This is a genomic window from Pseudomonas brassicacearum (assembly GCF_003732225.1).
GTDB classification, from domain to species: Bacteria; Pseudomonadota; Gammaproteobacteria; order Pseudomonadales; family Pseudomonadaceae; genus Aquipseudomonas; species Aquipseudomonas brassicacearum_E.
Window position 1 is genome coordinate 220,519 of record NZ_MOBJ01000014.1, and the last position, 11,056, is coordinate 231,574.

The window sequence follows — 11,056 nt, forward strand, 5'->3', positions numbered from 1 at the left end:
GAGTAAGCACCATGAGCCTTTCCCTTCGCGACCAGTTGCTCAAAGCAGGGCTGGTCAACCAAAAGCAGGCCAAACAGGTCGGCAAAGAAAAACAGAAGCAGCAACGTCTGGTCCATAAAGGTCAGATCGAACTCGATGACTCCCAGCAGCGTGCGGCCCAGGAGGCCATGGCCGAGAAGGTCAAGCGCGACCAGGAGCTCAATCGCCAGCAGCAGGAAAAGGCCGAGCAGAAGGCCCGCGCCGCTCAGGTCAAGCAATTGATCGAAGTCTCGCGCCTGCCGAAGCTGACCACCGAGGACTACTACAACTTCGTTGACGACAAGAAGGTCAAGCGCATCTCTGTCAACACCCTGATGCGCAACAAGCTCAGCAGCGGTTCCCTGGCGATCGTGCATCACGCTGGCGGCTACGAAGTGATTCCTCGTGAGGCGGCACTGAAGATCCAGGAGCGCGATCCACAGCGCATTGTGCAGCTGAACACCCAGACCGAAGAAGTCGATGCGGACGATCCGTACGCGGCCTATCAGATCCCTGACGATCTGATGTGGTAAGCCTTTAGAGGTTGCAACAACGACAAACCCCGCGCTCATTGGCGGGGTTTGTCGTTTTCAATGCTGTCATTACACGGAACGGGCGTCTCGTTGCTGTTCCAGATTTTCCAGTTCGGCCTTATAGCTGTGGGCATCACTCTCGGAGTGGAACATCCCCACCAGCATGTCTTGTTGATGTACGTCCCAGATCCGGATACCGGCGGCTACGCCTTCGTGGGACATATGTGAATCGTCGCGTTCAGTTACTTTTACAGTCATCTGCTGGCTCCAATCTCAATTGATCTGCAGCAAGGCGTGTGCAGGCCTTTGTTATATATTTTGATAGCTTGCTAAGTAAATGCCTACGGTCGGTAATGATCTTTTGCAGAAATTGAAAAAATCCCGCAGCCCTTGCAGGCCGTGACATTCGGTCGCAGGGCGTTGAGTTTCATGACAAAAGATTCATGTTTTGAGATCAAAGGATCGCAGCCTGCGGTAATGCACCTTCTTCTGTAGGAGCTGCCGCAGGCTGCGATCTTTTCAATTCAAAGGCAAAAAAAAGCCCCGCATTCGCGAGGCTTCTTCATTTCGATCCGCTTAGCTGCCTTTGACAGCCTTGCCGTCGACCGTACCGTCCTGGAGCATGATGTTGTACTCCTTGCCGTCGGTCTCGACCTGACGCAGGGCTACCAGGATGTAGCCCCAATCCTTGGCGAACCACATTTCGGTGATGCGCTTGTTCTGTGTCGGGTCGCGGACACGTTCGACCTTGATCGCATCGACCGAGCCGGCCTTGGTCTGGACTTTCTCTGGGCCGATCACGCGGAAATCGTAGGTGTCTGTGTCTTCACCTTCGACCACTTGATAGCTCATGCTTTTTTTGCCGGCTGCTACATCGCGCTGCAAGGCCAGTTGGTAAGTGGACTTGTCCAGCATGCCGGTGTTGAGTGGTACCTTGACCGGATCACCGCGATCGGTACCGGTGACCATCTTGGTGGTCCAGTCGAAGTCGAGATTGACCTTCTTGGCTTTACCCAGCCCGCCGCGTTCGAAGCGATAGGACTGGGGCAGCAAGGCGTCCTTGTCCAGCTTCAGGGTGCTTTCCTCGGTCAGGCTGGCAACCAGCATGGAGGCCTTGAAATTCAAGGTCCAGGAGCCGTTGGCATTTTTCGACAGGCTGCGTTCGGCCGAGCCGCTCATCGGAAGCTGCTTCCAGTCGGCGGTGTAGCTGGCGGAGAACGGTTGAAGATCTGCCGCCTGCGCGAGGGGCAGGGCGAACAGAGCACAAGCGAAGAGCAGGGCGCGACGCATAAAATCTCCTAGTTTCGAATCAAGTGACCGCTGGCCGCGAGTAACTGACCATCCAGTAAAGCACCCTGCTCGCCAAGGCTCAGTCGGCCCTCGGCAAACCAGCGTACGGCCATCGGGTAAATCTGGTGTTCGCGGGTGTGAACCCGTTGCGCCAGACTCTGCGGCGTATCGTGCAACTCTACCGGTATTACTGCCTGTACGACCAGTGGTCCGCCATCGAGTTCCTCGGTGACGAAGTGCACGCTGCAGCCATGTTCAGTGTCGCCAGCTTCCAGCGCTCGCTGATGAGTGTGTAACCCTTTGTATTTGGGTAGCAGCGAAGGATGGATATTGAGCAGGCGACCCTGATAGTGACGGACGAAATCAGCGCTGAGAATACGCATGAATCCGGCCAGTACCACAAGCTTGGGTTGGAAGGCGTCGATCAATTCGATCAAGGCGGCATCGAAGGCCTCGCGACCTTCGAAAGCCTTGTGATCCAGAGTGCGGGTGTCGATACCCGCGTCCCTGGCGCGCTGAAGGCCGTAGGCATCAGCGCGGTTCGAGATCACCGCGCGAATGCGCGCAGGGTTGTCCGCGTTCTGCGCGTCGTCGATCAAGGCCTGCAAGTTACTGCCGGTGCCGGACAACAGCACCACAACATCACAGGTTGCGGGCATCTGCTCTTGCATCAATGCGCCTTGAGGTTCTTCAGCTCAACTTGTGCCGCACCTTCGGCAGCGGTAGCGATCTGACCGATGACCCAAGGCTGTTCGCCGGCTTCACGCAGTACGTTCAGCGCAGCTTCAACGTGCTCCTGGCCAACGCAGATCACCATGCCGACGCCGCAGTTCAGCACGCGGTGCATTTCGGTTTCGTCGACGTTGCCTTTCTCTTGCAGCCAGTCGAACACCGCCGGACGGGTCCAGCTCGCTACGTCAACCACGGCCTGAGCGCCTTTTGGCAGGACGCGAGGAATGTTGTCGAGCAGGCCGCCACCGGTGATGTGGGCCATGGCCTTGACTGCGCCAGTGTCTTTGATCAGCTTGAGCAACGGCTTGACGTAGATACGGGTCGGCGCCATCAGCAGTTCGGTCAGCGGCTTGCCGTCGAGCTGGATGTTTTCGATGTCTGCACCGGACACTTCGATGATCTTGCGGATCAGCGAGTAGCCGTTGGAGTGCGGGCCGGAAGACGGCAGGGCGAGCAGGGCATCGCCAGCAGCGACTTTCGAACCGTCGATGATTTCCGATTTCTCGACCACGCCCACGCAGAAGCCGGCCAGGTCGTAGTCTTCGCCTTCGTACATGCCAGGCATTTCAGCGGTTTCGCCGCCAACCAGCGAGCAGCCGGACAGTTCGCAGCCAGCACCGATGCCGGTAACCACTTGGGCGGCGGTGTCGACGTTCAGTTTGCCGGTGGCGTAGTAGTCGAGGAAGAACAACGGCTCGGCACCGCAGACCACCAGATCGTTGACGCACATGGCAACCAGGTCGATGCCGATGCTGTCGTGCTTGTTCAGGTTCAGAGCCAGGCGCAGTTTGGTGCCGACGCCGTCGGTGCCGGAAACCAGCACAGGCTGCTTGTAGCCAGCCGGGATTTCGCAGAGGGCGCCGAAACCGCCCAGGCCGCCCATGACTTCCGGGCGCGCAGTGCGCTTGGCGACGCTCTTGATGCGTTCGACCAATGCTTCACCGGCGTCGATGTCTACACCGGCGTCCTTGTAGCTCAGGGAGGGTTGCTTGCTCATGATCCAGGCCTTTAGGGGGGATTCAGGGGTAACGACCGAGTTCGGCGAGTACGCTGAAATACGTGTGGCGCGATTGCCGCGCAAGCATTTCAGAGTTCCCAGCCGTTGCCGGTCTACGAAGGCGCGCGATTTTATCAGGCTTGAGGGGCAGCGGCCATCCTCGGGCCGACGGGCAGGGGCATATCGCGTTAAAAAAAACCGAAAATGCCCATGCTGGTGACGTCGCTCGTGGCTGTATAAGGTATAGCCGTTAACCGGCTATCGTTATGACAGGGTGAAAACTTCCATCGATCACGTGAATGTTTTGCGCAGGCCGGTGGTCACAGCCTTGCTCAAGTCTGTTCATGCGGTCTGTTCCAGCCGCTTTTTGTCGTCGGGAATCCTCTATGCGTTTGTGTAAATTTCTGTTTGCAGGCTGTTTGTCGTTGGTCAGCCTGGCGGGTCATGCCCAAACCGTTAACGGTCTCTATCAAGTGCGCGAGCCGGTCAGCAGTCAGGCCCCGGAAGAGCGCGATCAGGCTACCCAGCGTGCGCTGGAAACCCTGGTGCTGCGCCTGACCGGTGACGCCAAGGCAGCACAAAACCCGGGGTTGGCGGCGATTCGCAAGGACCCGCAGCAGATTATCAGCCGATATGGCTACGACGCCGGACCGCCGGAAAGCCTGCAAGTCGACTTCGACCCGGTGAGTACCGATCGGGCGCTGCGTCAGGCCGGGCTCGCCTTGTGGGGCGCCAATCGACCGTCGATTCTCGGTTGGTGGCTGAACGATTCGGCTGAAGGCTCAAGTCTGGTTGGCGACGGTCAGGCCAGTGCCGCGCCGTTGCGGCGTGCGGCTCAGCATCGCGGTCTGCCATTGCGTTTGCCGCTGGGTGACCTGAACGAGCAGATCGTCGCCACTGCGCCGCATCTTGAAGGCAACGATCCGGCGCCGTTGCATGGGATTTCCGAACGCTACGGTGCGGATGCTTTGCTGGCCGTGCATGCGCATGAAGAGGGCGGTCAGTGGCAGGCCAAGTGGCATTTGTGGCTGGGTGACCAGCGTGAGCAAGGCAGCGCGCAAGGGGCTGACACGGCGGCCTTGGCCGATGCGGTATTGCTGGCAGTGAGTCAGCGTCTGGCGCCGCGTTTTGTTGCCAAGCCGGGGGCGTCCACTGAACAGCTGCTTGAGGTGCAAGGCATGAACCTGGAGCGTTACGCGGCGCTGGGGCATTTGCTGGAGCCATTTGGTGCGCGCCTGCAAAGTGTCGAGGGTGACCGGATCGTGTATCGAGTCAACGGCAGTGCCGATCAACTGCGAGCGCAGTTGAGTCTGGCGAAGTTGCAAGAAGTGTCAGCGGGTGCTGCGCCTGCGCCTGCGCCGGTTCAGCCTGCGGTTGGCGGTTCGACACCTGCGGTCGCCCCGGCACCCGCGCCAAAAGCGCAGCTGAGTTTTCGCTGGTAGGTTTTTCTTTCCTTATATAAAAGCAGGAGTGGTTCATGGCCGATACACGGCGTTGGGTTTGGCTTGGTGGGGTGGCCCTGCTGTGCGCGTTTGTCTACCTGTTGCATCCGATCCTCACGCCATTCCTGGTGGCGTTGTTGCTGGCCTATCTGTTCGACCCGCTGGTGGATCGCCTGGAGAAACTCGGCCTGTCGCGCACCTGGGGGGTGGTCGCGGTGTTCGCGCTGTTCACCTTGGTCGTCATGACGCTGCTGCTGGTGTTGGTGCCGATGCTCGCAAAACAGCTGTTTCGCTTGTATGAACTGGCGCCACAGATGCTCGACTGGTTGCAGCACACGGCGATGCCTTGGGCGCAGTCGAAACTCGGGTTGGCGGACGGCTTCTGGAAGTTCGACAAGGTCAAGGCCGCGATCAGCGAACATATGGGGCAGACCACGGACATCGTCGGTATTGTGCTCAGCCACGCCACGGCGTCAGGTCTGGCGTTGATCGGCTGGCTGGCCAATCTGGTGCTGATCCCGGTGGTGAGCTTTTACCTGTTGCGCGACTGGGACCTGATGATGGCGAAGCTGCGCAGCCTGTTGCCACGTAATCGCGAAGAGCAAGTGGTATCGCTGGCGGACGAGTGTCACGAGGTGCTTGGCGCATTTGTTCGTGGGCAGTTGCTGGTGATGCTGGCGTTGGGTGTGATCTACGCGGCCGGTCTGATGCTGGTCGGGTTGGAGCTGGGGCTGTTGATTGGTTTGATTGCCGGTCTGGCAGCGATCGTGCCGTACATGGGGTTTGTGATCGGGATCGGCGCGGCATTGATCGCCGGGTTGTTTCAGTTTGGTGGCGATCTGTATCCGATGATCGGGATTGTTGCGGTGTTCATGGTCGGTCAGGCATTGGAAGGTATGGTGCTGACGCCGTTGTTGGTGGGAGACCGAATTGGCCTGCATCCGGTGGCGGTGATCTTTGCGATCCTGGCGGGCGGTGAGTTGTTTGGCTTTACCGGGATCTTGCTGGCATTGCCGGTGGCTGCGGTGATTATGGTGCTGGTGCGCCATGTGCATGATTTGTATAAGGATTCTGGAATGTACAGCGGTGCGGAAGATTCTGATTGATCAGTGCCGTCGATTAAGCGCTCAAGGTTGCCCGGCGCGTTGCCGGGCAGGCCTGTAGAGCACTCCTGGCTGTCACATACGCCGTCAAACAAACCCCGCCGATACCCGCAAGTTAACGCAAACCTTTGATTTTGCTTATGGTCTGCTGCATTGTGCGGCCGGCGTCACGGGTATAAACTTTGCAAACTTTACACAGAGGCCACTAACGGTTCGTTTGGAACTGTTCAGTCAGCATGAAACCGATTCAGCTGCCCCTAGGTGTGCGTCTGCGTGATGACGCTACCTTTATCAACTACTACCCCGGCGCCAATGCCGCTGCACTCGGCTATGTCGAGCGGCTGTGCGAAGCCGACGCCGGCTGGACCGAAAGCCTGATCTATCTCTGGGGCAAGGACGGTGTAGGGCGTACGCATTTGCTGCAAGCCGCGTGCTTGCGCTTTGAGCAGTTGGGGGAGCCGGCGGTGTACCTGCCGTTGGCCGAGTTGCTGGATCGCGGTATCGAGATCCTCGACAACCTTGAACAGTACGAACTGGTCTGCCTGGATGACTTGCAGGCAGTGGCGGGGCGGGCTGATTGGGAAGAGGCGTTGTTCCACCTGTTCAATCGCCTGCGTGACAGTGGTCGGCGCCTGCTGATCGCCGCTTCAACCTCGCCACGCGAGTTGCCGGTAAAACTCGCTGACCTCAAATCCCGCTTGACCCTGGCGCTGATTTTTCAGATGCGGCCCCTGTCCGATGAAGACAAGTTGCGTGCATTGCAATTGCGCGCGTCGCGTCGCGGTCTGCACCTGACCGACGAAGTCGGGCATTTTATTTTGACTCGCGGTACTCGCAGCATGAGCGCTTTGTTCGAGCTGCTTGAGCGCCTCGATCAGGCCTCTTTGCAGGCTCAGCGCAAGCTGACGATCCCCTTCCTCAAAGAAACCCTGGGCTGGTAAAACTGCGGCCTGCAGCGCGTTTTGGCATATTTCAGACGTCAGAAAACCCGCTTCCGGAAAGGTATTCACGGCGCGTGCAGATTTAAAATGGGCTTAAGCGCTTAGATGTTAACGAGAAGCCGATAAGTCACATTTGGATCGATTGAATTTGCAAATGAGGGCGATAGAAGGCATAGTCTCGCCTTCTTTACAACTTCAGCCACGGTCGTGCCCATGCTAAATCGCTTCGCACCCCTCGTGCCTCTCGCACTTGTCACCCTGCTTTTTGGTTGCGCGGTTCATTCCCCGGTCTCGCAACAAAACGATCAGCAGATTAAAAATTCAGCGACTGCCCAGTCTTCCGTTATTTACCAGGAAGAACTGGCGACCGAAAAAGAACTGGCCGATTTCGCTGGCCGCAAGCCTTACCAGCTTCCAGTTCTGGCCGACAGCATCCTCGAACGTGGTCTGTCCCTGGTTGGTACCCGTTACCGTATGGGCGGTACCTCTGAAGCCGGTTTCGATTGCAGCGGTTTCATCGGTTATCTGTTTCGTGAAGAGGCTGGCATGAACTTGCCACGCTCCACTCGCGAAATGATCAACGTGGATGCCCCGTTGGTTTCTCGCAACAACCTTAAGCCTGGCGACTTGCTGTTCTTCGCTACCAATGGTCGTCGCGGTCGCGTCAGTCACGCCGGGATCTACCTGGGTGATGACCAGTTCATCCATTCCAGCAGCCGCCGCAGCGGTGGTGTCCGGGTCGATAACCTGGGCGACAGCTACTGGAGCAAGACCTTCATTGAAGCCAAGCGAGCACTCGCCATGGCGCCAACGACAGTCACGGCACGCAAGTAAGCGGACTTTTTGTAAGGCTAACTTAAAGTCTTACTTGAAGTTTGGCGCGTAGCCGCTAGAATCCTGATCTATTGTTGACTAACTAACCGCGTAAGCCCTGCTTACGCGGTTTTGTTTTCAGCCTCTCGGCAGAGAAAGCCGCAGCCAGATCAGGATGTTCTGTACATGACGATGTCGGCCCGCCTCGCACTTATCTTCTTCGCAGCGCTGCTCAGCGCCTGCGCCAGTCGTATTCCGCCGCCTGTCAAAGTCGTTCGCGCTCCGGTTTTTGCTCCCGCTCAATCTTTCTCGCCTGCCGCTGAAGACGTGCTGATTCGCGCGTTGGGTCTGGTCGGCACGCCTTATCGTTGGGGCGGCAATACGCCGGACTCGGGTTTCGATTGCAGTGGTCTGATTGGCTACGTCTACCGTGATGCCGCGGGTATTTCCCTGCCGCGTTCGACTAGCGAGATGATCGGCATGCAAGCGCCGGAAATCGGCCAAGAGGCGTTGCAAACCGGTGACCTGATCTTCTTTGCCACCAATGGCGGTTCGCACGTCAGCCACGCCGGGATCTACGTCGGCGAAGGCCGCTTCGTGCATGCGCCAGCCACCGGCGGTACAGTGAAGCTGGACAGCTTGTCCAAGGCCTATTGGCAGAGAGCCTACCTGAGCGCCAAGCGTGTTATTCAACCAGAACATCTAGCGCATAATCCGTAGCCTGCAGAGGTTGTCATGACCGCTCGCACACTCAATCTCGACGATTCCCTCTATAACTACCTGCTCGACGTTTCCTTGCGCGAAACGCCGCTGCTGCGCCGTTTGCGTGACGAAACCCAGGCGCTGCCGATGGCGCGCTGGCAGGTAGCGCCCGAGCAGGGGCAGTTTCTCGCTTTGCTGGTCAAGCTTACGGGCGCCAGGCGTTTGCTTGAAGTAGGCACTTTCACCGGCTACAGCGCTTTGTGCATGGCGGCCGCCTTGCCGGATGACGGTTCGCTGATCTGCTGTGACATTCCCGGAGAGTACAACGCCACGGCGCGCCGTTACTGGCAGGAGGCAGGCCTTGCTGAGTGCATCGATTTGCGTTTGGCGCCCGCGTTGCAAACCCTTGCTCAACTTGAGCAGCAAGGGCAGGGCGGTTGCTTCGATCTGATCTTCATCGATGCCGACAAGGCCAACTATCCGGCTTATCTGGAAAGTGCTTTGCGGCTGCTGCGAAACGGTGGGTTGGCGGTTTTCGACAACACGCTGTGGAGTGGGCGAGTACTGGAAGAAAATCCCGCGAGCGAAGACACCCGAGCCATCCAGGCACTTAATCGTGCCTTGAAGGATGATTCGCGTGTTGATCTGTCGTTGCTGCCTTTGGGTGATGGTCTGACGCTTTGTCGCAAAAAGTAATGGGTTGATGGAAAAGATCGCAGCCTGCGGCAGCTCCTACATTGGATAATTCGCACCTCGCAGGAGCTGCCGCAGGCTGCGATCTTTTGACGTTTTGTTCCTCGTGTTATCAGCCGCGTGCCTCTTTGAGCAAAAGTGCGATGCCCGGATGGTAGTTGCCGGCTTCGTTGTGCAATTTGCGGTAGGCGTAGGGGAAGTACCAGGCCACGGCGCAGGTGTGCTCCTTTTGCAGGTCGTCGACCATGTCCTGGAGTTCTTCCGGCGTAGGGCTGTGCTGGGTCTTTTGTGGGGCGACGAACAGGCAGCCTAGCTTCAGGTCGCTGGCATAGCTGATTTTTTTCGCATCGCTCACGGTATCAAGCAGGGCCTGGGTGAGGTTCAGGTTGTTGACCCGTGGCCAGCGTTGGGTGGCCTGAAGATAGGCGCGCTCTTCTCCACTGGCGATAAACAGATCGGCGCGGCCATTGCGCTCGCCTTCCTCGATCTGCTTTTTCGTCGGAGTCTGTTCAAGGGTGACCATTTCTGCCATCCATGCCGCTGCCGAAAGCAGGCTCAGGTTGGCGCGTTCGTCAAACCAGTAAGGACTTTCATTATCGCCGCGTACCGCGTTGTAGCGGTCGATACACTCGAACCAGCGCTCCAGCACCGGACGCAGGAATTCCAGCTTGGGATTACTGATGATCATGCCTTGCATGCTGCTCACCCTTTGTTCTTGTGGTGTAAGGTTGTGGCTCTTTGATATCACTGCTTTCAGTGTGGCACAAGATTGGCGCCAGTTTATTGATTGAGGTCGGTTTCTATCTATCGATGAGTCCCCGGCTTTAATTGACGCTCCACCCCCAACCCTCTAACCTTCGCGACTTGTTTCAGGTGCTCTGTGACCCAGTGGTCGACCGAGTGAAACAGGGAAGCCGGTGAGGGCGCGTTCTTTGACAGAGCGGGCGACGATCCCGGCGCTGCCCCCGCAACGGTAAATGAGTAAAAACTGCGCTTTGAGCCACTGTGTCGAAGGTCGACATGGGAAGGCGCGCAGTTCGGCCATCCCGCCGCTCATGAGCCCGGAGACCGGCCTGATCCATCCAGCGGCATCACGGTGGGCGATGCCAGGCTTCTTGCCGTCTATTTCTATGCCTGCCCGCCGTTATCCAGCCTCAACGGAGAGCTCCCCCATGACTGATTCCCCTGATCGTGACGAACGCCATCTGGCGCGCATGCTGCGCAAGAAAGCCGTGATCGATGAGCGCATTGCCAATTCGCCGAACGAATGCGGTTTGCTGCTGGTTCTGTCCGGCAACGGCAAGGGCAAAAGCAGTTCAGCGTTCGGCATGCTCGCCCGGGCGATGGGCCACGGCATGCAGTGCGGCGTAGTGCAGTTCATCAAGGGGCGCAGCAGTACCGGCGAGGAGTTGTTCTTCCGCCGCTTCCCGGAACAAGTGCGCTTCCATGTGATGGGCGAAGGTTTTACCTGGGAAACCCAGGATCGCCAGCGCGATATCGCCGCCGCCGAGGCCGCGTGGGAAGTATCCCGTGAACTGCTACGTGACCCGGACATTGGCCTGGTGGTGCTCGATGAGCTGAACATTGCCCTCAAGCACGGTTACCTGGACCTTGACCAGGTGCTCAGCGATTTGCAGGCGCGTCCGCCGATGCAGCATGTGGTGGTCACCGGTCGCGGTGCCAAGCCGGAAATGATCGAACTGGCCGACACGGTCACTGAAATGGGCATGATCAAGCATGCCTTCCAGGCCGGGATCAAAGCGCAGAAAGGCGTTGAGCTGTGAGCCTCTTT

13 protein-coding genes and 1 riboswitch are annotated in these 11,056 nt (G+C 58.2%); of the genes, 8 read left to right on the plus strand and 5 right to left on the minus strand.

Features of this window, described 5'->3' with window-relative positions:
* Positions 1-11: 11 nt before the first annotated feature.
* A complete protein-coding gene (locus BK659_RS20805) occupies positions 12-551 on the plus strand; it encodes a DUF2058 domain-containing protein (protein WP_123426831.1) in 540 nt (179 codons plus the stop codon).
* Between the two features lie 69 nt (positions 552-620).
* On the opposite strand, the gene BK659_RS20810 is transcribed toward BK659_RS20805, so the two are convergent.
* From BK659_RS20810 to purM, 4 genes are all read right to left on the minus strand, one after another.
* Positions 621-809 (minus strand): hypothetical protein, encoded by a 189-nt coding sequence (locus tag BK659_RS20810; protein WP_123426832.1) that lies wholly within the window; start codon positions 807-809, stop codon positions 621-623.
* Positions 810-1,127: 318 nt separating this feature from the next.
* Complete coding sequence (locus BK659_RS20815; protein ID WP_123426833.1) at positions 1,128-1,841, minus strand: DUF3108 domain-containing protein; 714 nt, start codon at positions 1,839-1,841, stop codon at positions 1,128-1,130.
* A gap of 8 nt (positions 1,842-1,849) precedes the next feature.
* Positions 1,850-2,500 carry a phosphoribosylglycinamide formyltransferase gene (gene purN / locus BK659_RS20820; protein WP_123426977.1) on the minus strand — a complete coding sequence of 217 codons (651 nt, stop codon included), beginning with the start codon at positions 2,498-2,500 and terminating at the stop codon, positions 1,850-1,852.
* Positions 2,501-2,511: 11 nt separating this feature from the next.
* On the minus strand, positions 2,512-3,570 hold the full coding sequence (purM, locus tag BK659_RS20825; protein WP_123426834.1) for a phosphoribosylformylglycinamidine cyclo-ligase: 1,059 nt from the start codon (positions 3,568-3,570) through the stop codon (positions 2,512-2,514).
* Positions 3,571-3,956: 386 nt separating this feature from the next.
* On the opposite strand from purM, the gene BK659_RS20830 reads away from it, so the two are divergent.
* The 6 genes from BK659_RS20830 (at position 3,957) to BK659_RS20855 (ending at position 9,267) form a co-directional block, all read left to right on the plus strand.
* Complete coding sequence (locus BK659_RS20830; RefSeq protein ID WP_185015423.1) at positions 3,957-5,012, plus strand: DUF2066 domain-containing protein; 1,056 nt, start codon at positions 3,957-3,959, stop codon at positions 5,010-5,012.
* Between the two features lie 35 nt (positions 5,013-5,047).
* Positions 5,048-6,118, plus strand: coding sequence for an AI-2E family transporter (locus BK659_RS20835; protein WP_123426836.1), 1,071 nt, complete (start codon positions 5,048-5,050; stop codon positions 6,116-6,118).
* Between the two features lie 233 nt (positions 6,119-6,351).
* Positions 6,352-7,056 carry a DnaA regulatory inactivator Hda gene (hda, locus tag BK659_RS20840; protein WP_008033543.1) on the plus strand — a complete coding sequence of 235 codons (705 nt, stop codon included), beginning with the start codon at positions 6,352-6,354 and terminating at the stop codon, positions 7,054-7,056.
* A gap of 213 nt (positions 7,057-7,269) precedes the next feature.
* Positions 7,270-7,890: a C40 family peptidase gene (locus BK659_RS20845; protein WP_123426837.1), complete on the plus strand. Its 621-nt coding sequence runs from the start codon at positions 7,270-7,272 to the stop codon at positions 7,888-7,890.
* 165 nt (positions 7,891-8,055) lie between these two features.
* The gene (locus BK659_RS20850; RefSeq protein WP_123426838.1) at positions 8,056-8,589 is read left to right on the plus strand and encodes a C40 family peptidase; all 534 of its coding nucleotides are present in this window, start codon (positions 8,056-8,058) and stop codon (positions 8,587-8,589) included.
* Between the two features lie 15 nt (positions 8,590-8,604).
* A complete protein-coding gene (locus BK659_RS20855; protein WP_123426839.1) occupies positions 8,605-9,267 on the plus strand; it encodes a class I SAM-dependent methyltransferase in 663 nt (220 codons plus the stop codon).
* Between the two features lie 109 nt (positions 9,268-9,376).
* On the opposite strand, the gene BK659_RS20860 is transcribed toward BK659_RS20855, so the two are convergent.
* Positions 9,377-9,961, minus strand: coding sequence for a hypothetical protein (locus BK659_RS20860; protein WP_123426978.1), 585 nt, complete (start codon positions 9,959-9,961; stop codon positions 9,377-9,379).
* Positions 9,962-10,118: 157 nt separating this feature from the next.
* A riboswitch (cobalamin riboswitch) is annotated at positions 10,119-10,355 on the plus strand.
* Positions 10,356-10,436: 81 nt separating this feature from the next.
* On the opposite strand from BK659_RS20860, the gene cobO reads away from it, so the two are divergent.
* Positions 10,437-11,048 (plus strand): cob(I)yrinic acid a,c-diamide adenosyltransferase, encoded by a 612-nt coding sequence (gene cobO, locus BK659_RS20865; RefSeq protein ID WP_123426840.1) that lies wholly within the window; start codon positions 10,437-10,439, stop codon positions 11,046-11,048.
* Positions 11,049-11,056: the final 8 nt, after the last annotated feature.